This window comes from Streptomyces antnestii, assembly GCF_004005495.1.
In the GTDB taxonomy this organism is placed as follows: domain Bacteria; phylum Actinomycetota; class Actinomycetes; order Streptomycetales; family Streptomycetaceae; genus Streptomyces; species Streptomyces antnestii.
This window is the reverse complement of sequence record NZ_RZYA01000007.1, coordinates 353,978-379,215: the sequence shown is the minus strand read 5'-3', so window position 1 is coordinate 379,215 and position 25,238 is coordinate 353,978. Positions and strand designations below refer to the sequence as shown.

Here is a 25,238-nt window from a genome sequence, read left to right as displayed (position 1 = left end):
TGCCTGGTGAATGTGCCCCGGGGAATGCGCTCCGAGCCTACCCGTCCGCGCCGGAGCGCGGGCGTTATCGATCACATCGCCTGGGCATCATCCACCGTGACACCCGGCCGGGGGGTCGGGCCGGCCATGCGAGGAGGGACGCTTCCATGGGGGAGAAGGTCGCGGCGGGCGCATTCGGCCTGGCCGATCGGCGGCACTACCGCAGGAAGTTGCAGCAGTGTCTGGCGGGGCTCGCGAGACTTCTGGAAGAAGAGAGGTTCGACCGGCCGAAGAATCTGATGGGGCTGGAGATCGAGTTGAATCTCGCGGGCCCCGACGGCATGCCGAGAATGATGAATGCGCAAGTTCTCGAACGTATCGCGAGCCGCGATTTCCAGACCGAACTCGGAATGTTCAACCTGGAAGTGAACATTGCTCCGCACCGGTTGGAGGGCCGCGTTCTCGACCGGCTCGCCGAGGAGCTCAGGACCGGGCTCGCCTATGCCCACCGGAAGGCGAGCGAGGTGGATGCCGGGATCGTCATGATCGGCATTCTCCCGACGCTCGCGCCCGATGACCTCGTCTCGGCGAACCTGTCGGACGTCGACCGCTACAGCCTCCTCAACGAGCAGATGGTGGCCGCGCGCGGCGAGGACTTCGTCGTCGACATCGACGGCGTGGAGCGGCTGCGCTGCAGCTCGGGATCCATCGCGACCGAAGCGGCGTGCACGTCCGTGCAGTTGCACCTCCAGGTCACGCCCGCCCGCTTCGCCGACGTGTGGAACGCGGCGCAGGCCGTCGCCGCGGTGCAGGTGGCCGTGGGCGCCAACTCGCCGTTCCTGTTCGGCCATGAGCTGTGGAGGGAGTCCCGGCCGCCCCTGTTCCAGCAGTCGACCGACACCCGCCCGCCCGAGCTGCAGGCCCAGGGAGTACGGCCGCGCACCTGGTTCGGGGAGCGCTGGATCAGCAGCGCGTACGACCTCTTCGAGGAGAACCTGCGCTGGTTCCCGCCCCTGCTGCCGCTGTGCGACGACGAGGAGCCGCTGCGGGTCCTGGACGACGGCGGCGTGCCGGCGCTCGGCGAACTCGTCCTGCACAACGGCACCGTGTACCGCTGGAACCGGCCCGTGTACGGCCTGGTGGACGGCGTGCCCCACCTGCGCGTGGAGAACCGCGTCCTGCCCGCCGGCCCCACCGTCACCGACGTCATCGCGAACGTCGCCTTCTACTACGGCCTCGTGCGCGCCCTCGCCGAGGAGGCCCGCCCCGTCTGGACCCGCCTGCCCTTCGACGTCGCCGCACGGAACTTCGACGAGGCGTGCCGGTACGGCATCGAGGCCCGCCTGGACTGGCCTCGCCGGGGCCGGTTCGGCGGGGTCGAACGGGTGGCGGCCGTCTCGCTCGTACGGGACGAGCTGCTGCCGCTGGCCGCGGCCGGGCTCGACGCGTGGGGCGTGGAGGCCGCGGACCGCGACTTCTACCTCGGGGTGATCGAGGAGCGGTGCCGGCGCCGGGTCAACGGCGCCTCGTGGCAGGCGGCCACGTTCCATCGCGCCCTGGAGAGCGGTCTGGAGCGGGACGCGGCGCTCGCCGCGACCACCCGGCGCTACGGCGAGCTGATGCACGCGGGGGAGCCGGTGCACACGTGGCCGGTGGGACTCCCGGCACCGGCGGTACGGCTGGGGACGTAGGGCGTGTTCGACGAGGCAGGTCAGCTCTTGGCGCCCGCCTCCATGATGGCCTTGAGGATCACGGCGTGGATCTGCGCGGGGTCGTTGACCTGGTGGCCCGAGCCGCCGGTGGCCGCCGCGATCTGCTCGACCTCGTCCTTGTCCGCTTCGGGGCCGACCGCGATGGCGATGATCGGCACCGGGTGCCGCGGATCGGAGAGGTCCTGGAGGCGGGAGATCAGGTGGCTGCGTGAAATGGACCCGGGGTCCTCGTTCGCGCCGTCGGTCACCACGACTAGGGCGTTGAACTTGCCGTCCGTGTAGGAGGACGTGGACTGCTCATAGGCGGCGAGCGTCGTGTCGTAGAGGCCGGTGGCGCCGCCGGGCACCGGCTGCAGGCCGCTGAAGGCCTCGGACAGCCGGTCGCGCTGGGTGCCGTTGCCCTTGCGGTCGCCGAGGCGCTCGGTCGGCACGAGCTTCTTGTAGTCGCGGCTGCCGTCCAGATGCGTGGCGAACTCCCACAGGCCGATCTGGTCCTCGGGCGTGAACGTGGCCAGGGCCTGGAGCATCGACGCCTTCGTGACCTCCATGCGGGACTGGCCGCGGCCCGGCACGATGTTCGCCATCGAGCCCGAGGCGTCCACGACGACGGTGATCCGAGCGCTCTGCACCGTGATCGTCCACATGCCGAGGGTCTCCTGGAGCTCCTTGTCGGTCGGAGGCTCCGAGTCGGACGTCGCGTAGGGCTGCGGGCTGCGCCCGCCCGCACCGGCGATCAGGGCGTCCGAGGGCTCCTCGTCGTCCGTCCGGAAACCGTGCTTCTGCAGGATCCGCACGCCGGCGTCCTCGCCCAGCAGGGTCATGAAGCGGAGCGCCGCCCGCCGCTGGTCCGTCGTCTCGGCGCCCTCGTCGAGCAGCGCGAACGGATAGTCGAGCTGCGGCGATCCGTCCTTCGGGTAGAAGAGGTCGAGGCCGTCCCGGTCGGGCGCGGACTCGTTGTAGCGGAACGAGGACTGCTCGGAGACGATCAGCGCCTGGTTGCGGCGCGGGTTGCCCTGTTCCGTGCCGGAGGAGTCGCGGGCCAGGGTGTCGGTCAGCTGCGCGTCGCTGTCGCTCGTGCGCTGGGAGAGCGCCTTGGCCATGGCGGCGGCCTGGGTGTCACCGCCCGGCCCGACCTTCTTCGCGGAGGCGCCCAGCTGCGTCAGGGCGAGCAGGCCGGTCGCGCTGCGCGCCGGGTCGGCCGTCCCGAGCCGCAGTTTGTCGCCCTCCATGGCCGCGCCGGTCAACTGCCCCCAGGTGTACGTCTTCGCGGGCCAGCCCATGCTCTTCGCGGCCGACGGCACCATGCTGATGCCGATGGGCGACGAGGCGATGTTGCCCATCGCCGTGACCGGGGTCGCGTTCCCGCCGAGTCCGGCGCGCTTCAGCCACAAGCTCGAGTCCGGCACCCACGCCTCGTACCGGGAGGTGCCCTTGCCGCCCCGCCGCAGGGTGTCGGCGATCTTGTACGAGTCGGCCGCCTGCACGCGGGTGTCGAGGCACTGTCCGTCGGAGGTCAGATGGTCGCGGCGGGCGTGGTCCGCGGCGTCCCGCAGGGCCGGGGCGACATCGGGTGAGGCGACGACGTCGAGGCGGATGGTCTGGCCGTCGCAGGCCCCGCCGAAGGAGAGCAGGCCGCTGCGCGCCGCCAGAGCCGTCCCGGCGGCGACGACGAGGACCACGGCGGTGGCGACGGCCACGGTCCGGCCGCGTGCACGCGTGCGGGGGCCGACCGCGGCGGTCCCATACTCGTCGGGCAAGCTGTGACGTCCCATGGCGGTGGTGCCCCTCCTCGGCATGGCCCGAAGGAAAGGGAGAGAGGTACACCAAAGAACGGCGTCCGTCCCCCCGGCCTGTCGCGCGCGATCTTCGTACCTGCATTCGAGACCCTAGCGGGGCGGCGTGGGGGATGAGGCGGGATTACTCAACTGGAGGCAGGTGTGCAGGCGGAGGTGGGTGCGGTGGCCGATTCTTTTCCGAAGGAGCGGCTCTCACGACGGATTCTCCGGGACGAGACGCTGCTCGTGCTGGCGCTCTCGCTCGGTGCGAGCGGAGTGTCCGCGCTGATCAGCTTTGTCGGCTCGGTCACCAAACCGGGGGGTCTGAAGCACCAGGCGGCGACCATGAACGCCTCGGCGGCTCCGGGGCGGCCGTGGCTCGATCTCGCTTGGCAGTTGTTCGGGATCACGACCGCGCTCGTCCCGGTCGCGCTCGTCGCGCATCTGCTGCTGCGTGAGGGCTCCGGGCTGCGGACGATCGGCTTCGACCGCACGAGACCGCTCTTCGACACGGCCCGCGGCGCGTTGATCGCGGCGGTCATGGGCAGTACGGGCATCGCCTTCTACCTGGCGGCGCGCGGCCTCGGATTCAACCTCACGGTGGTGCCGGAGGCCCTGCCCGACGTGTGGTGGAAGTACCCGGTCCTGATCCTCTCGGCGATCCAGAACGCCGTCCTGGAGGAAGTGATCGTCGTCGGCTATCTGCTGCGCAGGCTGGGGCAGTTGGGCTGGACGCCCGCCGCCGCGATCGTGGCGAGCTCGGTGCTGCGCGGCTCGTACCACCTCTACCAGGGCGTCGGCGGTTTCTTCGGCAACCTCGTGATGGGTCTGGTCTTCGTGTACCTGTACCGGCGGTGGGGGCGGGTCGGCCCGCTGGTGGTGGCGCACTCGCTGCTCGACATCGGCGCGTTCGTCGGCTACGCGCTGCTGGCGGGGAAGGTGGGCTGGCTGCCCACCGGCTGAGGCGTACAGGGGTGGCGGACGGACACAGGGGGCGTACGAGATTCTCGTACGCCCCCTGTGTCGTCGCCGCTACGGGCGTCGCCACGGGTGTCGCTACGGCGTCGCTACGCGAGCAGGTCGCCGTCGATCGTCGTGACGGCGCGGCCGGTCAAGAGGGTGCGGGCGCCGCGCAGTTCGGTGCGGACGAGACCCGTGCGGGCGGAGGCCTGGAGGCCGGTGAGTTCGGCGCGGCCGAAACGCGGGGACCAGAACGGGGCGAGGGCCGTGTGGGCGCTGCCGGTGACCGGGTCCTCGTCGATGCCGACGTTCGGGAAGAAGCAGCGGGAGACGAAGTCGTAGCCGCCGTCGGGGTCCTCGGCGCGGGCGGTCGCGATGACGCCGCGCGAGGAGTAGGCCGCGAGCGCCTTGAAGTCGGGTGCCAGGGCGCGCACGGTCTTCTCGTCCGCGAGCTCGACGAGCAGGTCACCGACCTGGCGCCCGGTGTCGTGGACGGACAGCGGCTCGGCGCCCAGGGCGGCGGCGACGCCGTCGGGAGTGTCGACCTGCGTCAGCGGCGCGGTCGGGAAGTCGAGCGTGATGGTGCCGTCCTCGCCCGGGGACGCGACGAGCACGCCGCTGCGGGTGGCGAAGCGGACGGGGCCCTCGGTCGTCCCGGTGCTGTGCAGGACGTGCGCGGTGGCCAGGGTGGCGTGGCCGCACATGTCGACCTCGGTGGCGGGCGTGAACCAGCGCAGTGCCCAGTCCGCGTCGCCGCCCGGGGGCAGCGGGTGGGCGAAGGCCGTCTCGGCGTGGTTGACCTCGGTGGCGATCGACTGTAGGCGGGTGTCGTCGGGGAAGGCGTCGAGGAGGAGCACGCCGGCCGGATTGCCGGCGAAGGGGCGGTCGGTGAAGGCGTCCACGATTCGAATACGCATGGGGCCGACGCTACGGGCCCGGCGAACGCGCAGGCCAAGGCCAATTCGGGAGTTCTGGACCGGGTGCGCGGTCCTCAGTCGATGCAGAACTCGTTGCCCTCGATGTCCAGCATCGGGATGCACGAATCGTTTCCGTCGTACAGCGTTTGCACGTGTACCGCGCCGAGCGGGACCAGCCGTGCGCATTCGGCCTCGAGTGCGGCGAGGCGCTCCTCACCCACGAGTCCGGTGCCGACCCGCACATCGAGATGCACCCGGTTCTTGGCGGCCTTCCCCTCGGGGACGCGCTGGAAGTACAGCCGCGGGCCCACCCCCGAGGGATCGACGCAGGCGAACCAGGAATCCCGCTGCTCGGGCGGCTGTGAGCCCTTGAAGTCGTCCCAGGTGACGAACCCCTCCGGCGGCGGCGGTACGACGTACCCCAGCACCTCGCACCAGAAGCGGGCGAGGCGCTCAGGCTCTGCGCAGTCGAAGGTGACTTGGAACTTCTTGATCGACGTCATCGGCCCACCCTATGAGGAGGGTTGTCAGTGAGGAGGCCTGTCAGATGAGGAGGGTTGTCAGCCGAACAGTTCCGATATATCGTTGACGCATCGCGACCGATCAACGATGGAAGGAATGATGTCGATGCGTCCCCATGGCTACGAACATGAGCACGGACACGGACACGGACAGTGCGGGCCCGGCCATCCCGGTCGGGGCGGCTTCGAAGGGCGGCGCTCCGCCTTCGGCCCCTTCGGGCCCGGCTTCGGCCCGGGACCCTGGGGTGGCGGGCGCGGCGGCCGGGGCGGACCTCGCGGAAGGGCACGGCGCGGTGACGTACGCGCGTCGATCCTGGCCCTCCTGAAGGACCGTCCGATGCACGGCTACGAGATGATCCAGGAGATCGCCGAGCGCAGCGGCGGGGCGTGGAAGCCCAGCCCGGGATCGGTGTACCCGACCCTCCAGCTGCTCGAGGACGAGGGCCTCATCGCCAGCGAGAGCGAGGGCGGCAAGAAGCTGTTCTCCCTCACCGAGCCGGGCCGTTCCGCGGCCGACGAGGGCCCGGACGCTCCCTGGGAAGAGGCCGGGCGCGGGGTCGACTGGGACTCCCTGAACGAGATCCGACAGGCCGGCTTCGGTCTGATGGAGGCGTTCGGGCAGGTCTGGAAGACCGGCAGCAAGGAGCAGCGCGAGAAGGCGCTGACCGTCATCAACGAAGCCCGCAAGAAGCTGTACCTGATCCTCGCCGACGAGGACTGACGAGGACTGAGTTCGGTCGGAGGGATTCCCCGTACCGACAGACGAAGGCGCCCCGCGCACCTGGTGTGCGGGGCGCCTTCGTGCGTACGGGTCGGGTCAGGCCACCAGGCCGGCCAGTTTGCGCAGCGACTCGTTGAGCGCGGCCGTCGCCGAGTCCTTGAGCTTGCCCGCCATGAGCGACACGGCGGCCCCCGTGAACTCGCCGTCGATACGGACCGTGGTGGCGTCGCCGTCCGCGGTCAGCGTGTAGCGCGTGCCGATGTTCACGCCCATCGGTCCCTTGCCGCGGATGGCCAGGGTGCGGGCGGCCTCCAGATCCTCGACGGTCCAGGTCACCTCCGCCGGGAAGCCCATGAGCTTCATGTTCTCCTCGAAGGTGCCGCCCACTTCGAGCGCCGTGGGGGCGCCCTTGGGGAAGCTCGTGTGCGTGGCGCTCCACTCTCCGAACGCGGTGAAGTCGGTGAGCTGGGCCCAGACCTTCTCCGCGGGCGCCCCGATCCGTGCTTCCGCGCTGACTTCGGCCATGCGACCACCCCTTCTCGACGAGAGCTGCGGCGGGCGCAGCCGTGGTGTCGCGGAAAGTAGCCGCAGGGCCTCGAACATTCAATACTGATGAACCGTCAGAAGTGGTCAGCCGTCGGCGAGATGGGCCGTCAGGCGAGCTTCTCGATGACCGCGGCGTCGAAGAGGTCCGAGGCGCGCGGGTGCGGCCCCTCGTCGTGGCAGTGCCACGCGTCCCAGAACAGGTCGGCGAGGAGCGCGTCGTCGGGTGCGTATACCCGGTACACGTATTGTCGGCCGTCGATCGCGGGCAGGGCGACGAGCCAGCACCTGCTCTCCATATCAGTGAAGGACGTCTTCCGGTTGTGTCCGGTTGCGTCCGACGCGTGATGCAAGGCGGCGCGCGCTCCTCGGGGTGAAACGGCGCGATCTCATCCGTAAGGAGGAGAACCCGCCCGGACGTGCCCACCTTCTGTCGGACGTGGAAATGCTTCCCGCCGGGGATGCCCGGCCGGACAGGGGCTGATGAGGTGGGAGATGTGCAGAGCCCTACCCCGTCGGAGGCCGCGGCAAGCGGCCGCAACCGTGAAGATGTCGACGGCTTCCTCAGTCCCGAGCTCAGTCCCGAGCTCAGTCCCGAGCTGACCTCGGTGCAGGCCGGCGCGCGCCGCAGAGCCGTGCGTGACGGGGACGGCCAGATCGACACCGCCCATCTCCTGCACTCGCTCCTCGAGACGGACCCGCGGGTGCGCGAGGCCTTCGGTGGCGGACCCCAGCTCGCCCGCCTCCTCGGCTACCTCGTGCAGCGGAGCATCGGGTACGGGCTCCAGTGGCAGGGCACCGTCGAGGACTCCGGCGCCGTGCCCGTCGTGACGGAGCTCGGCTGGTCGCCCGCCGCGGCCGCCGCGATGGAGGCGGCCCTGGACCGCGCCGTCCGGCGCGGCGACCGGCGGGCGCGCGGGGTCGACCTGCTCGCCGCGCTGGCCGCGGACCGCGACTGCCGCGCGGTCGAGGTGCTGGCCCGGGCGGGCATCGACACGGAGAGCCTGCGGCAGCGCGTCGAGGCGGGGTGCTGAGGGCCCCTGCTCCAGCGCCCGGGTGAACTGCCGGGCTCCTCGGCGTGCGCGGGGCGTCCGCCACGTGAGACAGGGGTTATCGGGGGTGACGGTCATGACGGCGGCTGTCATGATGTGCCGGTGCATGCGTCTCAGGGGATTCAGGCGAATCGTGGACGAGGTGTCGGACTGGGGCTCGCCCTCGGCTCGGCGCTCGCTTTCGGCGGTTCGGGTGTGGCGGCGAAGCCGCTGATCGAGGCGGGTCTCGACCCGCTCCACGTGGTGTGGCTGCGGGTCGCGGGCGCCGCGCTCGTCATGCTGCCGGTCGCCTGGCGGCACCGCTCCCTGCTGGTCCGGCGGCCCGCGCTGCTCGCCGGTTTCGGCCTGCTCGCCGTCGCCGGTGTACAGGCCTGCTACTTCGCGGCGATCTCCCGGATTCCGGTCGGCGTCGCGCTCCTCATCGAGTACCTCGCGCCGGCGCTCGTCCTCGGCTGGGTGCGCTTCGTGCAGCGCAGGCCCGTGACCCGCGCCGCCGCCCTCGGCGTGGTTCTCGCCGTCGGCGGCCTCGCCTGCGTCGTCGAGGTGTGGGCGGGCCTCAGCGTCGACCTGATCGGCCTGCTGCTCGCCCTCGGCGCCGCCTGCTGCCAGGTCGGCTACTTCGTCCTGTCCGACCAGGGCAGCGACGCGGGGGAGCAGGCACCGGACCCGCTCGGCGTGATCGCGTACGGGCTGCTCGTGGGCGCCCTCGTCCTGACGGCCGTGGCACGGCCCTGGACCATGGACTGGTCCGTGCTCGGCGGCAGCGCCTCGATGAACGGCACCTCCGTGCCGGCCTGGCTGCTGCTCTGCTGGATCGTGCTGCTCGCGACCGTCGTCGCCTACGTCACCGGCGTCCTCTCCGTGCGCCGGCTCTCGCCCCAGGTGGCCGGGGTCGTGGCCTGCCTCGAAGCGGTCATCGCGACCGTCCTCGCCTGGGTGCTCCTCGGCGAGCACCTGTCGGCCCCGCAGATCTTCGGCGGGGCGGTCGTCCTGGTCGGTGCCTTCATCGCCCAGTCGTCGGCCCCGGCGAAGCCCGAGGTCGTCGCCGTCGGCGAGGGCGGCCCGCAGACCGCGGAGCGGACCGCACCGGACCGGACCCTGTCGGGCCACGGCAGCGCGAACTAGGGAATTGTCGGACACCCTCCTAGTCCACGGCGTTCACCGGGGCGGGGCCGACGCCAGTCCCATCTCGTACGCCATGATCACGAGTTGGACCCGGTCGCGGGCCGTGAGCTTGGCGAGCAGGCGGGTCACGTACGTCTTGACGGTGGCCACCGAGATGAACAGGGCCTGAGCGATCTCGGTGTTCGACATGCCGCGGCCGACGAGGGTCAGGACCTCCCGTTCGCGCTCGGTGATGCCCTGGACCGGGCGCGGGCCCGGCACCGGCTCGGGGCGTCCGGCGAACTCCGCGATCAGTCGGCGCGTGACGCTCGGCGCGATCAGGGCGTCACCGGCCGCCACCACGCGGACCGCCGCGAGGATGTCGTCCAGGGCCATGTCCTTGACGAGGAATCCGGACGCTCCCGCGCGCAGTGCCGAGTACACGTAATCGTCGTCGTCGAACGTGGTCAGGACGAGGACGCGGGCGGTGCTCGGGCCCGCGGTGATCCGCCGGGTGGCCTCGATGCCGTCCATGCCCGGCATCCGGATGTCCATCACCACGACGTCCGCCGCGGCGCTCCCGGCGAGTTCGACCGCCTCCACGCCGTTGCCCGCCTCGCCCACCACCGTCAGGTCGGGGGTGTCGGCCATGACCATCTGCAGGGCGGTACGGACGAGTTCCTGGTCGTCGGCGAGGACGACGCGGACGCTCATCGGACGGCCTCCGGGACGGGCAGCCTGGCCGCCACGCGGAAGCCGCCCCCGGGACGCCGGCCGGCCGAGAAGTCGCCGTGCAGCAGCGTGACCCGCTCGCGCATGCCCGCGAGCCCGAACCCGCCGCCCCCGGTGGCACCCTCGCCCCGCCCCGTGTCGACGACCTCGATGGACAACTCCTCGTCCTGGCAGGCGATCGACACCTGGCACGAGGCCGTGCCCGCGTGCCGCACCACGTTCGTCACGGACTCCTGGATGATGCGGAACGCCGACAGGTCGATCTCCGGCGGCAGCGCCCGCCGTTCGCCCTGCCACCGCACGTCCACCCGGACCCCGGCGGCCGTCGTCGCCGCGGCGAGGCGGTCCACGTCCGCGAGGCCCGGCGCGGGGTGCCGCGGCGCCCCTTCCCCGGGCTCGTCCGAGTCGGCGGCGCGCAGCGCGACCAGCATCCGGCGAAGGCCCGACAGCGTTTCCCGGCCCGCGGTCTCCACCTCGCTCAGCGCGGTCCTCGCCCGGTCGGGCTGGGTGTCGATGACCCGGCGGGCGGCTCCCGCCTGCAGGGCGATGATGCCGATGCTGTGCGCGACCATGTCGTGCAACTCCCTCGCGATGCGCAGCCGTTCACCGTTCACGGCCGCGGCCGCCGCCTGCGCGCGTACCTGTTCGGCGTGCTCACGGGCCTCGTGGCCTGAGTGGCCGATGAACCAGGCGACGACGGCCGTCAGACAGACGGCGATGTCCGTCGACGTGCCGATCCCGTAGCCGAGCAGCAGCCGGACGACGGCGTAGCCGGTCACGAGGGCGATCGCCATGGCGAGCGCGGTGAGGGAGGACCGGCGCGAGGACCCGGCCGCGATGACGCACAACGCCACGTCGACGGCCAGGAACTGCAGGAAGTTGATCTCCATCGAATTCAGTGCCATGGCCCCGCAGAGCGAGCCGAGGAGCAGCAGGCCGACGGCCGGCAGCGGGAACCGGCGCAGGACCGCGCTGCCGGCGAGCGCGAACGCCGTGGCCACGGCCAGATAGGCCCAGTTGCCCGGCGGCCGCATCAGCCCGTGGTCGGGCACCACGGTGCCCTCGCCCGGCGTGGTGACGAGCACCACGCACGCGTACACCGTGGAGGCGCACCAGGTCAGGGCCGTCCAGGCACCCGGGGGAACGCGTCTGAGCAGAGGCAGGGGCAGGGGCAGGGTCGGGGCGGCGGGCATGCGGTGATCGTAGCCAGGGCGGTGGCGCGTGGGCATCGGACCGTGGGTGTACACCCTGGGTCGATCCCGGGCGCCGGGGAATGCCGCCGTCGGTCCGATGACGGACGCGGGCCCGCACGGCAGCGTTGACCGCGTGATCGAAGTCTGCGAACTGACCAAGCGATACGGCCGCACCATGGCGGTCGACGGCCTCACCTTCACCGTGCGCCCCGGCTGCGTCACCGGGTTCCTCGGCCCGAACGGCGCGGGCAAGAGCACCACCCTGCGCCTGACCCTCGGCCTCGACGAGCCCACCTCGGGCGGCGTCACCGTGGACGGACACCGGTTCCGCGACCATCCGCGCGGACTGCGGCACGTGGGAGCGCTGCTCGACGCGGGCGACGTGCACGGCGGGCGGACCGCGGCGGCCCATCTGTCGATCCTGGCCCGCAGCAACGCCATCGCGCGCCGCCGGGTCGACGAGGTCCTCGACGAGGTCGGCCTCACCGACGCGGCCCGGCGCCGGATCGGCGGGTTCTCGCTCGGCATGAAGCAGCGGCTCGGCATCGCGGCGGCACTCCTCGGCGACCCGCCCGTGCTGCTCTTCGACGAACCTGTCAACGGGCTCGATCCGGAAGGGGTGTTGTGGGTACGGGGACTGTTCCGCCGCCTCGCCGCCGAGGGCCGCACCGTGTTCGTCTCCAGCCATCTGATGCGCGAGATGGAGAACACCGCGGACCGGCTCGTCGTGATCGGCCGGGGCACACTCATCGCCGACGAGACCCTGGCGGAGTTCGCCGACCGGGGCACCCGGCGCACCGTGCACGTCCGCACCCGCGACACCACAGCGCTGGCCGAACTCCTCACCTCCGAGGGCGCGTCGGTGCGGCCCGACGGGACGGGCGGGCTCACCGTGACCGGCCTGAGCGCCCGGCGCATCGGTGAACTCGCCCACCGGCACCGCCACATGCTCCACGAACTGGCCACCCGGACCGCCTCCCTGGAGGAGGCGTTCATGGAACTCACCGCCGACAGCGTCGAATACCTCGCCGGAGACACCCGATGACCGCGACCACACCACAGACGTCCGCCGCCGCCCCCGCCCGGCCGGCGGCCACGCCCCGCGCCGCCCGGTTCGCCGACCTGCTCGCCGCCGAGTGGCTCAAGCTGTGGTCCCTGCGCTCGATGCGCTGGACCTTCGGACTCACGGCGCTCGGCCTCGTCGCCCTCAACGCGAACGCGGCCCTCGCCGACTACCAGAACTGGCCGCACTACGACCCCAGGATCAAGGCCGTCTTCGTCCCGGAGTGGTCGTACAACGACACGTTCACCAACAACGCGGGCCTCGTGCTCATGCTGATCATGGGCAGCGTCGGCGCCATCACGGTCGTCGGCGAGTACGGGACGGGCCTGATCCGCACGACGTTCGCGGCCGTCCCGGCGCGGCGCTCGGTGATGGCGGCGAAGGCGATCGTCCTGACCGGGGTGACGCTGGTGTACGGGGCGGTCGCCTCCACGGCGTCGTTCGCCGTCAGCCAGGCCATCCTGTCCGGGCGTCACCTCGGCCTGCCGTTCGACTACCCCGGAGCGTGGCGCGGCATCGTGGCGTCCGCGCTGCTCGCCCCGGTCTGCGCCCTCGTCGGCCTGGGCCTCGGCGCCCTGATCCGGCACAGCGCGACGACGATGGTGGCGAGCGCCGTGGTGCTCCTGCTGCTGCCCAACATGGTCTCCGAGGACCGCCGTTGGTCGGCCGCGATCAGTCATGCGCTGCCCCAGCGTGCGTGGCAGCGGCTCTCCGAAGTCGACGCCGTGCCACAACACGTCCCCTACCCGGCGACGGTCGGCGGGGCGTGGGCGGTGTACGTGCTGTGGCCGCTCGTGGCAGTCGCCGTCGCACTGGTGGTCGTGGACCGCCGGGACGTGTGACGGCGCGCGCGGCGGGCGGCCACCCGCGTACGGGCCGGGTCAGACGCGTGCGGGCCGGGTCAGACGCGTACGGGCCGGGCCAGACACGTACGGACCGGGTAAGACACGTACGGACCGGGTAAGACGCGTGCGGGCCGGGTCAGAGCGCGGTCAGGTAGTCCGGCAGGGCGATGCCCGGGGCGAGGTCGTCGGCCGGGACCGGGGTGCCGTGGCCCTTGGTCAGCGGGACGACACCGGTCCAGTGGGGCAGGCCCAGGTCCTCCTCGTCGTCGTTCGGGCCGCCGGCGCGGACGCGGGCGGAGACCTCCGCGAGGTCGAGGCGGAGCACGGACGTCGCCGCGAGCTCCTTGTCGTTCCCGGGGCGCGAGTCCTGGGAACGGCCGGGCACCACGTGGTCCACGAGCGCGTCGAGCGCCGTGCGCTTCTCGTCGGGGTCGGTCACCTGGTGGGCGAGGCCGTGCACCACCACGGAGCGGTAGTTGAGCGAGTGGTGGAAGGCGGAGCGGGCGAGGACCAGGCCGTCGACGTGGGTGACGGTCAGGCAGACCTGGAGGCCGGGGTCGGCCGCGCCCGCCAGGCGCTGGACGCGCGCTCCCGTGGAGCCGTGCACGTAGAGGGTCTCGCCGACGCGGCCGTACAGGGTCGGCAGCACGACGGGGGAGCCGTCGCGGACGAAGCCGAGATGGCAGATGTAGGCCTCGTCGAGTATCGAGTGGACCAGCTCGCGGTCGTAGTACGTCCGCTCACGCATGCGGGCCGGGACGGTGCGCTCGGTCGCCGGGTAGGAGCCGGCGGCTTCCCCGGAAGCGACGGTGCCGGACTCGGATGCCACGCTCATTGCAAACTCCATTGCACTAGTGCATAATCTGCTTTGTGCTAGGAGAGTATCGGATCGAAGGCCGTCGCGCAGCCGACATCTCGGCGAGCGTGGAACGCGCGGTGGGCAGCGGTGACCTGCAGCCCGGGCAACTGCTGCCTCCCATGCGGGAGTTGGCCCAGCAGCTCGGGGTCAATCCCAATACGGTCGCGGCCGCGTACCGCACCCTCCGTGAGCGCGGGGTGATCGAGACCGGCGGGCGGCGCGGCAGCCGCGTGCGGTCCAAGCCGGCCACGACGGCCCGCGAGCTGATCCGTGTCGACGCGCCGGCCGGGGTCCGCGACGTCTCGAACGGGAACCCGGACACGGCCCTCCTGCCCCCGCTCGCCGAGGCCTTCGCCTGGGCGGCCGCGCGCGGCGACGAGGAACCCGTCCTCTACGGAGACGGGGCCCTGGAGCCGGAGCTGGCGCGCCGCGCGCGCGAGGCCTTCGACAAGGACGGCGTCCCGGCGGGCCCCGTCACCGTGACCTCCGGTTCCCTCGACGCCATCGAGCGCGTGCTGGCCGCACACCTCAAGCCGGGCGACGCCGTCGCCGTCGAGGACCCGGGCTGGGGCAGCCTGCTCGACCTCGTCCCGGCGCTCGGGCTGCGCACGGTGCCCGTCGGCGTGGACGACGACGGCCCCCTCCCCGACGACGTGGAGCGGGCGCTGAGCGAGGGGGCGCGGGCCCTGGTCGTCACCGACCGCGCCCAGAACCCCACGGGCGCCGCCGTCAGTGCCCCACGCGCGCGTGCCCTGCGGAAGGTCCTGGCCGCCCACAAGGACGTACTCCTGATCGAGGACGACCACGGGCACGGGATCGTCGACCTGCCGCTGCGCCCGCTGGCCGGTGTGACGCGGCACTGGGCGTTCGTCCGCTCCGCCGCCAAGGCCTACGGGCCCGACCTGCGCATCGCCGTCCTCACCGGCGACGCCGTCACGGTCGACCGGGTCCAGGGACGCCAGCGCCTCGGCCCCGGCTGGGTCAGCCGCATCCTGCAGAGGGCCGTGGTCAGGCTGTGGTCCGAGGGCGCCGTCGACACGCGGGCCGTCGCGGCCTCGTACGGGCGGCGGCGCGACGCCCTCATCGCGGCGCTCGCCGAGCGCGGCGTCGCGGCGCACGGGCGCAGCGGCATGAACGTGTGGGTGCCCGTCCCGGACGAGACGGGCGCGGTCGCCCGGCTGCTGCACGCCGGGTGGGCCGTGGCGCCCGGGGCGCGCTTCCGCATGGGGGCGGCGCCCGGGGTGCGGATCACCGTGTCGACGCTCGGCGAGGACGACATCGGCCCCGTGGCCGACGCCGTCGCGTCCGCCACGGGGCCGGCCCCCGCACGCCGTTACGGCTGAGCGTTGCGCCGGGGGTTCCGCGGCCTCGACTGGGTGAGCGCCGCGCCCGCAAGCACGACCACCGCGCCGATCGGCGTGGACCAGCTCAGGGACTCGCCGAGCAGGGCGACGCCCGCGGCCGTCGCGATCACCGGGATGAAGTACGTGACCATCTGGGCCGTGGTCGGACCGACCTCCGCCACCAGGCCGTACTGGATGAGGAAGGCGAGACCGGTGCCGAGTGCGCCGAGGGCGACGATCGCGAGCAGCGGGACGACCGGCAGACGGTCCGGGAGCGTCGTGAACAGCGGGGTGACGACGGCCAGTTGGAGCGTGGCCATCAGGAGCTGCGCGCCCGAGAGCGACAGGTTCGAGTGGCCCGTCCCGGCCAGGGTGCGGCGCAGGTAGATCCAGCCGACCGGGTAGCTGAGCGAGGCGAGCAGCGCCATCGCCGTGCCGGCCAGGTCGAGACCGTGGAAGCCCTGCCACACCCCGAGGACCGTGAGCACGCCCAGGAAGCCGATGCCGAGCCCCGCCACCCGGCGCCGCGTGGGCCGGTCCTCTGACAGCGCCACCAGCGACAGGGCCATGCCCCACAGCGGGGACGTCGCGTTGCAGATGCCCGCGAGCGTCGACGGGATCGTCTGCTCGGAGAAGGCGAACAGCGAGAACGGCAGGGAGTTCAGGAGCAGCGCCGCCACCGCGATGTGGCCCCACGTCCGCACGCCCCGCGGCAGCCGCTCACGCTTCACGGCCATCGCGACGGCGAGCACCACCGTGCCGAAGGCGAGCCGGCCGAGCGTCACCTGGAACGGCGCGTAGCCCTCCGTGCCGACCTTGATCAGGAGAAAGCTGAAGCCCCAGATGAGCGACAGCACGCCGAAGCGCAGACGCCAGTCGAGGATGCGGCGGGGCCGCTCGGCTGTAGGGGTGCCGGGAATGGTGGTGCCGGGAGTGTTCGTGCCGGGAGTGGTGGTGGTCGGAGTCGTGCGGGACGACGAGGAGGCGACGGTGCTCATGGCCGTAACCATGCCGTCGCGCAACCTCTTAGCACAAGCGAGATTTATTGCCGAGTGTCGCTTAGCATCACTTACATGTTGAACCTGGAGCGCCTGCGCACCCTCGACGCACTCGCCCGCCACGGGTCCGTCAGTGGTGCGGCCGCCGGGCTGCACGTCACGACGTCCGCCGTCTCCCAGCAGATGGCCAAGCTGGAACGCGAGGTCGGGCAGCAGCTCCTCGCCAAGAACGGCAGGGGTGTGCGGCTCACCGACGCCGGGCGGCTGCTGGCCGAACACGCGGGACGGATCCTGTCCCAGGTCGAGCTCGCCCAGTCCGAGCTGGAGGCGCACCGGGGGCAGGTCGTGGGAGAGCTGAGACTGTCGGCGTTCCCGACGGCGGCCCGCGGGCTCTTCCCCCACGCCCTCGCGGCGCTGCGCGCGGAGCACCCGGGGCTGAGGCTGCGCTCGCAGGAGCTGGAGCCGGAAAGGGGGATCGCCGGGGTCCTGCGCGGCGACCTCGACCTCGCGGTCGTGCTCGACTGGTACAACAAGCCGATGCCGCTCCCCGACGGCCTCGTCAAGGCGTCCATCCTCGACGACCCCGCCGATGTCGCGATGCCGGCGGACCACCCCCTCGCCGGCCGCAGCGAGGTGGGCCTGGAGGACTTCGCCGGCGACGAGTGGATCACCTGGGGCGAGGGCGAGTTCTGCCATGAGTGGCTGCTGTTCACGCTGCGCGCCAAGGGGGTCGAACCCCTCATCGGCCATCGCGCCGCCGAGACCCATACCCAGCTCGGCCTCGTGGCCGCCGGGCTCGGCGTGTGCGTGGCCCCGCTGCTCGGGCGCGACCCGGTGCCGGACGGGGTGGTGACCGTGCCGGTACGGCAGCGCGTACGCCGGCACGTCTACGTCGTGTGGCGGGCCGACGCCGACCGGCGCCCGTCCATCAGGGCGGCGGTGAAGGCGCTGCGGGCAGTGGGGGAGAGCCTCGGCGGCGTACCGGCGAGGTAATAGGGGTCCAGGGCGCGTCTGACCCTGCGGGCCAATTCACCTAGGGCGTGTTTCGAAAGTAGCGTCGTCCGCCCGGAGGGCGGGCCCCGCGGCGTCTGGTGCGTGCGATCGCAAGGCGCCGGAGCGTCCTAGTGGCGGAGCCACTCGGACGTTTCGGCAACGCCGCATGGGGGTCCCCCCGCTCGAGCGAAGCCGAGAGTGGGGGAGTGCGTGCCAGACGTCGCGGGGCAGGCGGGACTTTCGAAACACGCCCTAGAGCGACGCCAGCTTCCGGAAGTCCCACGACGCGATCTTGTCCGGCGTGAGCCGGGCCCAGGCGTGCCGGCCGTCGTGGAACATCTCGTCGAGGCCGAAGTTCTTGTGGGCGAACAGTCGTTCGGGGGCGTCCAGTTCGGGCACGGGCTCGCCGGTGCGCGGGCTCTCCCCGACGAACTCGACCGCGCCCGACAGCTCGGCGCCGCGCAGTTCCCCGTACTCCTCGCCGTCGTCGATCACGACGGCGATCCGCGGGTTCTGGCGCAGATCGGCCCAGCGGCGGCTGCGCGTGATCGAGTACAGCCACAGGGAGGTGCCGTCCCAGGCGAACCACAGGGTGCTGACGTGCGGGGAACCTTCGGGCGAGACGGTGGCGACGCGGCAGGTGCGCTGGGAGCCCAGGAACTCGTCCAGCTCGGCCGGCGTCATCATGATCCGGCGGCCCCGGCGCTGTGTGACGGTCATGGGTGCTTCCCTTCGCGGGCGTCTCACTGACGGTGTGTCAGATCAGAAGCATGCGGTCTCTTCCGCCGTGACGCAATGGTGGCTAGTCTCTCGCCGCTCAGGACGCCTGCGACAGGGGGACCCCGTGCCGTCGTACGAAGAGCTCGCCGACCTGCTCGACCCGGCCACCACGGTGCTGCTGACCGTCGAGTGCCAGCAGGGGGTCGTCGGCCCCGACAGTGCCCTGCCTCAACTCGCCCAGGAGGCCAGGGAGTCCGGGGCGCTCGGCAATGTGGCGCGGCTCGTCTCGGCCGCGCACGACAGCGGTGTGCAGGTCCTGCACGCGGTGGCGGAGCGCAGGCCCGACGGGCGGGGCGCCAACCGCAACGGCCGCCTGTTCCGCGCCGCCGAACGCCTGCCCGTGCAGCAGCTCTCGGGCACCAGGGCCGTCGAGATCGCACCGCCCGTCGAGGTCGCCGACGAGGACATCGTCGTACGCCGGCTGCACGGCCTCTCGCCCATCGCGGGCACGGACGTCGACGCCCTGCTGCGCAACCTCGGCTGCCGCACGCTGATCGTGACCGGCGTCTCGTCGAACGTCGCCGTACCGAACGCCGTCTTCGACGCGGTGAACCGCGGCTACACCGTCGCCGTGCCCGCCGACGCCATCGCGGGGGTGCCGGCCGACTACACCCCCGCGATGGTCCGCAACACGCTCGCCCTCGTCGCCACGGTCACGTCCACCGAGGACGTGCTCACCTGCTGGAAGCGCCCGCGCCGGGAGGGGTGAGGGGCGGGTGCTAGGGCGTGTCCGGCGGATCATGGCCGGGGTCGCGACTCCCCCGGCTACCGCTGGGAGGTGTCCCCGTTCGCACGGCACCTCGTCGCGTTGCCGAAACGTCCGGACAGCTCCGCTGTCAGGACGCTCCGGCGCCTTGCGATGCACCGCACCGGATGCCGCGACCTGTCCGACCCTGATCCGCCGGACACGCCCTAGGCCAGCTCGACCGAGTCGCCCGACACCGTGATCTGCTTGGCGGCCAGCGGCTGCGTGGCCGGTGAGCCCGGCTGCGGGCTGCCGTCCTCGATCGAGAACTTGCTGTGGTGGCAAGGGCAGTTGATGGTGCCGCCCTCGACGGCGGAGACCGGGCACTGGCGGTGGGTACAGATGTTCGTGAACGCCTTGAACTCGCCCTTCTTCGGCTGGGTGACGACCACGCCCGCGTCACCGAAGACCTTGCCGCCCCCTACGGGGATGTCCGCCGTCCTGGTCAGCGGCTTCCCCTTCTCCTTCCCGGCCGCGGCCCCGGACCCGGCCGTGTCCGTCTTGCCTCCCCCGCCCCCTTCACTTCCCTTTCCCTTGGACGAGGCGTCGCCGGAACTCCCGCACGCGCTGAGCGCTGCGGCGACACCGACGGCTCCCACGGCCGCGACGACGGTACGGCGGGCGGGGGAGGGGACGGACTCCTGCGAAGCGGTCATTACCGGTGTTTCCCTTCGGTTGGAGAGGGGTGGCCACGTCTCGTACGGGCCGCCTGGCCGGAGCGTTCAACCGGAGGGCGGACTTTCATGTCACGCCGGTGTGGCGAGTGGCGGCACCCGTTCGTGGACGGCGCACGCATCCGGCGTACGGGTGTACGGGCGTGCGGGCCGACGGGCGCTGAGGTCACTCGCGTATGCCCGCCAGTTCCACCGCCCCGCGGCGCAGGGAGAGGGCGGCCGGGACGACCACCGAGAGCACGGCGAGTACCGCGCAGGCGCCCGTGGCTGCCGCGAGCGTCGCCCACGGGATCTCGATGGACGTCCGCACCGACAGCAGGCCAAGCGCGCCCCACATGCCCAGCAGATCGACTCCGGCGACCAGCGCCCCCAGCAGCCCGCCGACCATGACCACCATCAGCGCCTCGGCGCCCACCAGCCGAAGCACCTGCCACCTGGTGGTGCCGGCCAGCCGCAGCACCGCGAGGTCGCGAACCCGGTCGGAGGTCGCCATGACCATCGTGTTGGCCAGTGAGATGCGGGTGCAGAGGAGGGCGATTCCGAGGACCAGGAAGAGGCCCGTCCGGGTCGTCCGGTTGGTCTCGGGGGACGTCGCTCGCACCCAGGCGTCCCTGGTGAGAACCTGCCCGCCCGACGCTCGCACCGCCTGACGCAGACCGGCGGCCACGGTGGCCGTGTCGGCACCGTCCGCGAGGCGTACGTCGGCCCGGTCGGCGGGCGCTTCGGGGGCGTTGCGCGGGGTGACGTAGACGCCGTTGTTGCCGGTGCCGATGGTCATGACCGCGGCGATCCTCAGGGACTTCGTCGTACCGTCTGCGAGCCATACGTCCACCCGCTCGCCCACGGAGTGCTTCTGCCACTCCTCGTTGACGATGACCGAGTCGTCGTCCAGGTCGCTCACTTTCCCCGCGGCGAGCGGGAGATGCGCCGTTGCCGCGAGAGGTTCCGGGTCGGCGGCCCTGGCTTCGGACCTGATGAGCGCCATGCCGTCCTCCAGGACGTACACGGCGCCCGACGAGCTCGCGGAGACCTCGGCACCGGACACGGCCCGGAGCCGCTTCAGCCTCGCGTCGTCGAAGCCGGCGTCGCTCGCCGGGGTGAGCACGAAGTCGGCGGCCGTCCGGCCTCGGATCTCGGTGGCTGGATCTGCCTCCGACGGACACGACCCACCGCAGGGTCCTGGCCGTCCTCACGTACCTCCGGGCCTGACCCGGAACGTACCTCCGGGCCTGACCCCGACCGGAAGCCCTCGATGCCGGCCGTCACGCTTGGTCACTATGCTCACTTCGTGCCGGAGGCAGGGGATGGAGGTACGGGCCGAAATCCCCCAGAGACAAGGCTAGTGGGCTGCGGAGGCCGGGAAATTGCTGAATGAAGTCACCGTGACCCGATACGTCACCCCTCTCAGGGAGGGCGGCTCGCTGCCCGGGCTCGTCGAGGCCGACGATCTCGCGCCGTACGTCATGAAGTTCACCGGCGCGGGGCAGGGGCGCAAGACGCTCGTGGCGGAGGTGATCTGCGGGGGGCTCGCGCGGCGGCTCGGGTTCCGGGTGCCGGGCCTCGTGCGGATCGACCTCGACCCCGTGATCGGCCTCGGCGAACCCGACCAGGAGGTGCAGGGCCTCCTCAAGTCGAGCGGTGGAGTGAACCTCGGGATGGAGTTCCTCTCGGGAGCGCTCGGCTTCGACCCGCTCGCCTACGAGGTGGACCCCGTGGAGGCGGGCCGCGTCGTCTGGTTCGACGCCCTGATCAACAACGTCGACCGGTCCTGGCGCAACCCCAACATGCTGGTCTGGCACGGCGACCTGTGGCTCATCGACCACGGCGCGAGCATGATCTGGCATCACAACTGGCGCGGTGCCGGGGCCGCCGCGGCCAGGCCGTACGACGCCGGCGACCACGCGCTCGCCGCGTTCGCGCCCGATGTCGCGGCCGCCGCCGCCGAACTCGCGCCCCGCCTCACCGAGGACCTGCTCGCCGAGGTCACCGCCGACGTGCCGGACGCCTGGCTCGCCGACGAGCCGGGCTTCGACGACCCGGACGCCGTGCGCCGCGCCTACGCGGGCGTGCTGCTGCCCCGCGCGGCGACCGTCCACGAGCGGATCACCCTGCCCGAGCCGGATCCGGACCGCCTTCCGCGCACCCCGGGCTGGCTGACGGGCACGGCCACCCTGAACGGCGGCACCCGATGACCACACGAGACGTCTTCGAGTACGCGCTGCTGCGCGTCGTCCCGCGCGTCGAGCGCGGGGAACAGATCAACGCCGGCGTGGTCGTCTACTGCCGGGCCAAGTCCTACGTCCGCGCGCTCACGCACCTCGACGAGGCGAGGCTGCGCGCCCTGGACCCCGAGGCGGACGTGACCGGCGTCCGCGCCTCCCTCGCGGCCGTCGAGAACCACTGCAGAGGGGGCGGCGCCGCGGGCCAGGCGGCGGACGACGATGCGGGCCGGCGCTTCCGCTGGCTCGTCGCGCCGCGCTCCACGGTGGTGCAGCCGGGGCCCGTGCACACCGGCCTCACGGCGGACCCCGGCGCCGAGGCCGAGCGGCTTCTGGACCTTCTCGTGCGGTGACCGCGCGCACCGCACCAGTCGTCGCGGCCCAGCGGTGTCAGGTCGAGAAGGTGCAGACGGGGGCTAGGAGCTCGATACCGCGACCGCGCTGGTCGCTGTCGTCGGCCATGCGTGGGTGGGTGGAGCAGAAGTGCCGAACCGCGCCGTCTCCGTCGCGGGTGAAGACGGAGACGGCGCAGTCCTGTTCGCCGTCCTTGTTCTCGCTGCCCATGTCGTACGTGAACGTGCTGTCGCCACAGCTCAGCAGCCGTAGCCGGTGCCAGCCGTTGCGGGCGATGTGGTGGGCGACGCCGTTGAAGCCGTCGATCCACAGGGTGCACATCGGGCAGGGGTCGGTCTGCAGCTTGCCGTACATGAAGTGGTAGATGATCAGCGGGCGGTCCTTGGCGGTGAACAACTCGCTCATCGCGTCCTCCTGGGGTGGGGTGGCCGTCCCCCTCGGGTGGCCGTCCCCCCCCCGGTCCCCAGTCCGGATCACAAGCTCCCAAACTGATCTTTTGGGTCCATTGCGGTTCCACGGCCCGCCAACAGTTGAGCTGAGGTCAGCTCTGCGCTGATCAGCGAGCGGACCGAGAAAGCCAGCCCCTGTACGGAAGGGTCCCGGATGCGGGCACATCCTCGACGCCCCGCCAAGAACTGCGCCTACGGAGGCGACCGTCCTCATCGCAGCCATCAACGATGGCTGTGATCGAAGGATTCGGAGCACACGCCGGGCGCTACGCTGCGGGACATGGAGTGTTTTGACGCCTGGCGTACGCGTCGCTGAGGGGCCCGTCTCACCGCCGATCCTGTGGCAGGTGGCGGGCCGAACGATGTCCGTGTTTTCCCCCGGGTATCAAGCCCTCAGCCTGAGAGGCACACTTCCGTGCTCATCCGCGCATTCACCCAGCACGACCTGGCACCACTCACCGAACTGACCATCGACACCTTCCGGCCGTTCTACGAAGACTCCTTCCGCCCTGTGATGGGCGAGGCCGTCTTCGCCGTTCAGCACGGCAACTGGCGCGACGACTACCGCGAACAGGTCGCCGAACTCCACGCACCCGAACGGCACGCGTACGTCGCCATCGCCGAAGCCGAGGCCAGCATCGCCGGCTACGTGGCGTGGAGCGTCGATCCGGCCCGCAACAAGGGTGAGGTGACGATCCTCGCCGTCTCGGCCCAGCACCAACGACAGGGCGTGGGCACGGCACTGTGCGAGCACGCCTTCGCACAGATGCGAGCTCTCGGCGCCGAGGTCGTCGAAATCGGCACCGGAGGCGACCAGTTCCACGCACCGGCACGAGCCCTCTACGAGGCGCTCGGGTGCACTCCCCACCCACTCACCGTCTACTTCCGTCAGCTCTGACATCTCCCGGGCGGGTGCCCTCGGGCGCCTGCCCGGGTCGGCGGTCAGCAGCTCCTTCCGCGCTACGCTCCGTTCAGGCTGAGCCGGGGGGTGATGATGGAACGGTGGCCTGAGGGTTCCGCTGCTGATCCGGAAGCAGCGCGGGAGCGGTATGACTCCGGGATGGGGTCGGTTCGCAAGGCGTTGCGCGATGTGAGCAGGGCGGATGTACCTACCGCGCACTTTGGTCTGGGCATCGTCATCGTCGCGGGCGTGATCGTGAGCTTGCTCGTAGGGCCAGTCGCCGGGGCCCTCGTGGCTGGAGCCTTTGGCGGTCTGTTCCTCGTTGCGCTGGTGGTCATGTTCATTCGGGGCATTCGAGGCCTGGACGCGGGGCGACGGGCCTATCTCTTCGCTTTTGGGTGGGCGAATTGGGTGTAGAGCCCCGAGAGGGGAGCTCAGTACCGGCGGTAGCGGTAGTACGGGTGGAAGGACCAGGTCCGATCACGTCGTTGCCGACGATGGCGTACGGGTGGATGCGGGCTGTCGGGTGGATGCGGTGCCGGCTCTGCTGGAGGGCGTCGGCGTGCAGGTCGGGCCAGTGGGCGAGGAATTGCGCGAGGTCCCGGTCGGCGAGTTCTCCGTAGGGGGTGCGGGCGAGGTCGGGGTCTTGCGGGGGCCGGATGTAGTCACCCAGCGGTAGTGCGGGCCTAGGGGTCTCCTGCCGGCGCGTGGCCGGGCGTGGTGCGGACGCGGGCCCTGAGCAGCCGATAGGCTCGCCGGCCTCAGGCGGCGTATGGATGGAGTTCGCTCGTGAGTCACCCGCGCTTCGGCATCGCGATCCTGACCATGGGCAATCGGCCCGCCGAGCTGCGTGCGTTGCTGGATTCGGTGGCCAAGCAGGATCTGGAGCCGGCGAGGGTCGTCGTGGTCGGCAACGGTGCGCCGCTGCCCGAACTGCCCGCCGGAGTGCACGGGGTGGAACTCGAGGAGAACCTCGGAGTGTCCGGCGGGCGCAACGTCGCCATCCAGGAGCTGCGCCGGTTCGGCGACGTGGACGTGGTGGTGGACCTGGACGACGACGGCCTGCTGGTGGACGCCGATGTGCTCAGCCATCTGGCCCGGATGTACGCCGCCGACGACCGGCTGGGCATCGTGTCGTTCCGTATCGCCGACGAGCACGGGGAGACGCAGCGCCGGCACGTGCCCCGGCTGCGGGCGAAGGACCCGATGCAGGGCGGTGAGGTCACCACGTTCCTCGGCGGCGGCCACGCACTGTCGATGCGGATGCTGGATGAGACCGGGATCTGGCCGGACGCGTTCTTCTTCACCCATGAAGAGACCGATCTGGCGTGGCGGGCCTTGGATGCGCGGTGGCGTGTGGTGTACGAACCGGCGCTGCTGCTCCAGCACCCGAAGACTTCCCCGGCCCGGCACGCCGTCTACTACCGGATGACCGCCCGGAACCGCGTGTGGCTGGCCAAGCGCCATCTCCCCGCCGTCCTCGTTCCCGTCTACCTCAGTGTCTGGGCAGCTCTCACTCTGGCCAGGACACGCTCCTGGGGCGGGTTGCGGGCGTGGTTCGGCGGCTTTCGGGAGGGCGTGTTCACCTCCGGTGGTCGACGGCAGCCCATGCGCTGGCGCACTGTCGTACGCATGGCGCGCCTCGGCCGCCCGCCCGTCATCTAGGCCCGCGTCGTGCCGGCTTCCGCGTGCAGCCACGCAGGCAGCGCGCTCGGGGTCCGCTTGATCCATCGCGTGTCGCGGGCTACGCCCTCTTGAGTGGCATGGTCGGCGCTCTCTGCTCCGGCGGGCGTATAGTCACGGCCG

General features: G+C 71.7%; 26 protein-coding genes and 1 pseudogene. 14 read left to right on the top strand and 13 right to left on the bottom strand.

Features of this window, described 5'->3' with window-relative positions:
- The first annotated feature begins 146 nt into the window (after positions 1-146).
- Complete coding sequence (locus tag EOT10_RS18120) at positions 147-1,670, top strand: glutamate-cysteine ligase family protein (RefSeq protein ID WP_127829250.1); 1,524 nt, start codon at positions 147-149, stop codon at positions 1,668-1,670.
- 20 nt (positions 1,671-1,690) lie between these two features.
- On the opposite strand, the gene EOT10_RS18115 is transcribed toward EOT10_RS18120, so the two are convergent.
- On the bottom strand, positions 1,691-3,463 hold the full coding sequence (locus EOT10_RS18115; RefSeq protein WP_127829249.1) for a substrate-binding and VWA domain-containing protein: 1,773 nt from the start codon (positions 3,461-3,463) through the stop codon (positions 1,691-1,693).
- 165 nt (positions 3,464-3,628) lie between these two features.
- Here EOT10_RS18115 and EOT10_RS18110 point away from each other — a divergent pair, with 165 nt between their 5' ends.
- Positions 3,629-4,429, top strand: coding sequence for a CPBP family intramembrane glutamic endopeptidase (locus EOT10_RS18110; RefSeq protein ID WP_127829248.1), 801 nt, complete (start codon positions 3,629-3,631; stop codon positions 4,427-4,429).
- Between the two features lie 104 nt (positions 4,430-4,533).
- Here EOT10_RS18110 and EOT10_RS18105 read toward each other — a convergent pair whose 3' ends face one another.
- Both EOT10_RS18105 and EOT10_RS18100 read right to left on the bottom strand, forming a co-directional pair.
- Complete coding sequence (locus EOT10_RS18105) at positions 4,534-5,343, bottom strand: PhzF family phenazine biosynthesis protein (protein WP_127829247.1); 810 nt, start codon at positions 5,341-5,343, stop codon at positions 4,534-4,536.
- Positions 5,344-5,417: 74 nt separating this feature from the next.
- On the bottom strand, positions 5,418-5,846 hold the full coding sequence (locus EOT10_RS18100) for a VOC family protein (protein WP_127829246.1): 429 nt from the start codon (positions 5,844-5,846) through the stop codon (positions 5,418-5,420).
- A gap of 124 nt (positions 5,847-5,970) precedes the next feature.
- Here EOT10_RS18100 and EOT10_RS18095 point away from each other — a divergent pair, with 124 nt between their 5' ends.
- Positions 5,971-6,585 carry a PadR family transcriptional regulator gene (locus EOT10_RS18095; protein ID WP_127829245.1) on the top strand — a complete coding sequence of 205 codons (615 nt, stop codon included), beginning with the start codon at positions 5,971-5,973 and terminating at the stop codon, positions 6,583-6,585.
- Between the two features lie 96 nt (positions 6,586-6,681).
- On the opposite strand, the gene EOT10_RS18090 is transcribed toward EOT10_RS18095, so the two are convergent.
- Together EOT10_RS18090 and EOT10_RS18085 are read right to left on the bottom strand one after the other, a co-directional pair.
- Positions 6,682-7,110 (bottom strand): type II toxin-antitoxin system Rv0910 family toxin, encoded by a 429-nt coding sequence (locus EOT10_RS18090; protein WP_127829244.1) that lies wholly within the window; start codon positions 7,108-7,110, stop codon positions 6,682-6,684.
- 128 nt (positions 7,111-7,238) lie between these two features.
- Positions 7,239-7,427, bottom strand: coding sequence for a hypothetical protein (locus EOT10_RS18085; protein ID WP_127829288.1), 189 nt, complete (start codon positions 7,425-7,427; stop codon positions 7,239-7,241).
- A gap of 198 nt (positions 7,428-7,625) precedes the next feature.
- Here EOT10_RS18085 and EOT10_RS18080 point away from each other — a divergent pair, with 198 nt between their 5' ends.
- Together EOT10_RS18080 and EOT10_RS18075 are read left to right on the top strand one after the other, a co-directional pair.
- Positions 7,626-8,162 carry a Clp protease N-terminal domain-containing protein gene (locus EOT10_RS18080; RefSeq protein WP_431313298.1) on the top strand — a complete coding sequence of 179 codons (537 nt, stop codon included), beginning with the start codon at positions 7,626-7,628 and terminating at the stop codon, positions 8,160-8,162.
- Positions 8,163-8,276: 114 nt separating this feature from the next.
- Complete coding sequence (locus EOT10_RS18075) at positions 8,277-9,305, top strand: EamA family transporter (protein WP_223281038.1); 1,029 nt, start codon at positions 8,277-8,279, stop codon at positions 9,303-9,305.
- 33 nt (positions 9,306-9,338) lie between these two features.
- Here EOT10_RS18075 and EOT10_RS18070 read toward each other — a convergent pair whose 3' ends face one another.
- On the bottom strand, positions 9,339-9,998 hold the full coding sequence (locus tag EOT10_RS18070; RefSeq protein ID WP_127829242.1) for a response regulator: 660 nt from the start codon (positions 9,996-9,998) through the stop codon (positions 9,339-9,341).
- A complete protein-coding gene (locus tag EOT10_RS18065; protein ID WP_189491714.1) occupies positions 9,995-11,209 on the bottom strand; it encodes a sensor histidine kinase in 1,215 nt (404 codons plus the stop codon). The genes EOT10_RS18070 and EOT10_RS18065 overlap by 4 nt, the downstream gene beginning before the upstream one ends.
- 133 nt (positions 11,210-11,342) lie before the next feature.
- Here EOT10_RS18065 and EOT10_RS18060 point away from each other — a divergent pair, with 133 nt between their 5' ends.
- Complete coding sequence (locus EOT10_RS18060) at positions 11,343-12,254, top strand: ABC transporter ATP-binding protein (RefSeq protein WP_189491712.1); 912 nt, start codon at positions 11,343-11,345, stop codon at positions 12,252-12,254.
- Positions 12,251-13,114 (top strand): ABC transporter permease, encoded by an 864-nt coding sequence (locus EOT10_RS18055; RefSeq protein ID WP_127829240.1) that lies wholly within the window; start codon positions 12,251-12,253, stop codon positions 13,112-13,114. The genes EOT10_RS18060 and EOT10_RS18055 overlap by 4 nt, the downstream gene beginning before the upstream one ends.
- A 139-nt stretch (positions 13,115-13,253) precedes the next feature.
- Here the strand turns inward: EOT10_RS18055 and EOT10_RS18050 are convergent, their stop codons facing one another.
- Positions 13,254-13,952, bottom strand: coding sequence for a pyridoxamine 5'-phosphate oxidase family protein (locus tag EOT10_RS18050; RefSeq protein WP_223281037.1), 699 nt, complete (start codon positions 13,950-13,952; stop codon positions 13,254-13,256).
- Positions 13,953-13,987: 35 nt separating this feature from the next.
- Between EOT10_RS18050 and EOT10_RS18045 the strand changes: the two genes are divergently transcribed.
- Entirely contained in the window at positions 13,988-15,319 is a 1,332-nt protein-coding gene (locus EOT10_RS18045; protein ID WP_127829238.1) for an aminotransferase class I/II-fold pyridoxal phosphate-dependent enzyme, read from the top strand.
- Here EOT10_RS18045 and EOT10_RS18040 read toward each other — a convergent pair.
- On the bottom strand, positions 15,310-16,317 hold the full coding sequence (locus EOT10_RS18040; protein WP_127829237.1) for a DMT family transporter: 1,008 nt from the start codon (positions 16,315-16,317) through the stop codon (positions 15,310-15,312). The genes EOT10_RS18045 and EOT10_RS18040 overlap by 10 nt on opposite strands.
- A gap of 75 nt (positions 16,318-16,392) precedes the next feature.
- On the opposite strand from EOT10_RS18040, the gene EOT10_RS18035 reads away from it, so the two are divergent.
- Positions 16,393-17,310, top strand: coding sequence for a LysR family transcriptional regulator (locus EOT10_RS18035; protein WP_127829236.1), 918 nt, complete (start codon positions 16,393-16,395; stop codon positions 17,308-17,310).
- Positions 17,311-17,562: 252 nt separating this feature from the next.
- Here EOT10_RS18035 and EOT10_RS18025 read toward each other — a convergent pair whose 3' ends face one another.
- Positions 17,563-18,030 carry a pyridoxamine 5'-phosphate oxidase family protein gene (locus tag EOT10_RS18025; RefSeq protein ID WP_127829235.1) on the bottom strand — a complete coding sequence of 156 codons (468 nt, stop codon included), beginning with the start codon at positions 18,028-18,030 and terminating at the stop codon, positions 17,563-17,565.
- Positions 18,031-18,154: 124 nt separating this feature from the next.
- Here EOT10_RS18025 and EOT10_RS18020 point away from each other — a divergent pair, with 124 nt between their 5' ends.
- Positions 18,155-18,799: a cysteine hydrolase family protein gene (locus tag EOT10_RS18020; RefSeq protein WP_189491709.1), complete on the top strand. Its 645-nt coding sequence runs from the start codon at positions 18,155-18,157 to the stop codon at positions 18,797-18,799.
- Between the two features lie 203 nt (positions 18,800-19,002).
- Here the strand turns inward: EOT10_RS18020 and EOT10_RS18010 are convergent, their stop codons facing one another.
- Together EOT10_RS18010 and EOT10_RS18005 are read right to left on the bottom strand one after the other, a co-directional pair.
- On the bottom strand, positions 19,003-19,491 hold the full coding sequence (locus EOT10_RS18010; protein WP_127829233.1) for a Rieske (2Fe-2S) protein: 489 nt from the start codon (positions 19,489-19,491) through the stop codon (positions 19,003-19,005).
- Between the two features lie 184 nt (positions 19,492-19,675).
- Positions 19,676-20,650 (bottom strand): annotated as a pseudogene (locus tag EOT10_RS18005) (ABC transporter permease); the annotation flags it as partial.
- Between the two features lie 223 nt (positions 20,651-20,873).
- On the opposite strand from EOT10_RS18005, the gene EOT10_RS17995 reads away from it, so the two are divergent.
- Together EOT10_RS17995 and EOT10_RS17990 are read left to right on the top strand one after the other, a co-directional pair.
- Entirely contained in the window at positions 20,874-21,701 is an 828-nt protein-coding gene (locus EOT10_RS17995) for a HipA family kinase (protein ID WP_127829231.1), read from the top strand.
- Positions 21,698-22,081, top strand: a complete 384-nt coding sequence (locus EOT10_RS17990; RefSeq protein ID WP_127829230.1) for a DUF3037 domain-containing protein — start codon at positions 21,698-21,700, stop codon at positions 22,079-22,081. Before EOT10_RS17995 ends, EOT10_RS17990 begins: the two co-directional genes overlap by 4 nt.
- Positions 22,082-22,118: 37 nt before the next feature.
- Here the strand turns inward: EOT10_RS17990 and EOT10_RS17985 are convergent, their stop codons facing one another.
- Positions 22,119-22,487, bottom strand: a complete 369-nt coding sequence (locus tag EOT10_RS17985; RefSeq protein WP_223281036.1) for a DUF899 family protein — start codon at positions 22,485-22,487, stop codon at positions 22,119-22,121.
- Between the two features lie 459 nt (positions 22,488-22,946).
- Between EOT10_RS17985 and EOT10_RS17980 the strand changes: the two genes are divergently transcribed.
- Together EOT10_RS17980 and EOT10_RS17970 are read left to right on the top strand one after the other, a co-directional pair.
- Positions 22,947-23,429, top strand: a complete 483-nt coding sequence (locus EOT10_RS17980) for a GNAT family N-acetyltransferase (protein ID WP_127829229.1) — start codon at positions 22,947-22,949, stop codon at positions 23,427-23,429.
- A 792-nt stretch (positions 23,430-24,221) separates the two neighbouring features.
- Entirely contained in the window at positions 24,222-25,097 is an 876-nt protein-coding gene (locus tag EOT10_RS17970) for a glycosyltransferase family 2 protein (protein ID WP_127829228.1), read from the top strand.
- The last annotated feature ends 141 nt before the right edge of the window (positions 25,098-25,238 follow it).

What these genes read in the sequence shown, in the direction of transcription:
- EOT10_RS18050 (WP_223281037.1), bottom strand. Translation starts at nt 13,952, where the DNA reads ATGAGCGTGGCATCCGAGTCCGGCACCGTCGCTTCCGGGGAAGCCGCC.
- EOT10_RS18120 (WP_127829250.1), top strand. Translation starts at nt 147, where the DNA reads ATGGGGGAGAAGGTCGCGGCGGGCGCATTCGGCCTGGCCGATCGGCGG.
- EOT10_RS18100 (WP_127829246.1), bottom strand. Translation starts at nt 5,846, where the DNA reads ATGACGTCGATCAAGAAGTTCCAAGTCACCTTCGACTGCGCAGAGCCT.
- EOT10_RS17990 (WP_127829230.1), top strand. Translation starts at nt 21,698, where the DNA reads ATGACCACACGAGACGTCTTCGAGTACGCGCTGCTGCGCGTCGTCCCG.
- EOT10_RS18025 (WP_127829235.1), bottom strand. Translation starts at nt 18,030, where the DNA reads ATGACCGTCACACAGCGCCGGGGCCGCCGGATCATGATGACGCCGGCC.
- EOT10_RS18105 (WP_127829247.1), bottom strand. Translation starts at nt 5,343, where the DNA reads ATGCGTATTCGAATCGTGGACGCCTTCACCGACCGCCCCTTCGCCGGC.
- EOT10_RS18065 (WP_189491714.1), bottom strand. Translation starts at nt 11,209, where the DNA reads ATGCCCGCCGCCCCGACCCTGCCCCTGCCCCTGCCTCTGCTCAGACGC.
- EOT10_RS17985 (WP_223281036.1), bottom strand. Translation starts at nt 22,487, where the DNA reads ATGAGCGAGTTGTTCACCGCCAAGGACCGCCCGCTGATCATCTACCAC.
- EOT10_RS18035 (WP_127829236.1), top strand. Translation starts at nt 16,393, where the DNA reads ATGTTGAACCTGGAGCGCCTGCGCACCCTCGACGCACTCGCCCGCCAC.
- EOT10_RS18055 (WP_127829240.1), top strand. Translation starts at nt 12,251, where the DNA reads ATGACCGCGACCACACCACAGACGTCCGCCGCCGCCCCCGCCCGGCCG.
- EOT10_RS18010 (WP_127829233.1), bottom strand. Translation starts at nt 19,491, where the DNA reads ATGACCGCTTCGCAGGAGTCCGTCCCCTCCCCCGCCCGCCGTACCGTC.
- EOT10_RS18115 (WP_127829249.1), bottom strand. Translation starts at nt 3,463, where the DNA reads ATGGGACGTCACAGCTTGCCCGACGAGTATGGGACCGCCGCGGTCGGC.
- EOT10_RS18040 (WP_127829237.1), bottom strand. Translation starts at nt 16,317, where the DNA reads ATGAGCACCGTCGCCTCCTCGTCGTCCCGCACGACTCCGACCACCACC.
- EOT10_RS18095 (WP_127829245.1), top strand. Translation starts at nt 5,971, where the DNA reads ATGCGTCCCCATGGCTACGAACATGAGCACGGACACGGACACGGACAG.
- EOT10_RS18090 (WP_127829244.1), bottom strand. Translation starts at nt 7,110, where the DNA reads ATGGCCGAAGTCAGCGCGGAAGCACGGATCGGGGCGCCCGCGGAGAAG.
- EOT10_RS18070 (WP_127829242.1), bottom strand. Translation starts at nt 9,998, where the DNA reads ATGAGCGTCCGCGTCGTCCTCGCCGACGACCAGGAACTCGTCCGTACC.
- EOT10_RS18085 (WP_127829288.1), bottom strand. Translation starts at nt 7,427, where the DNA reads ATGGAGAGCAGGTGCTGGCTCGTCGCCCTGCCCGCGATCGACGGCCGA.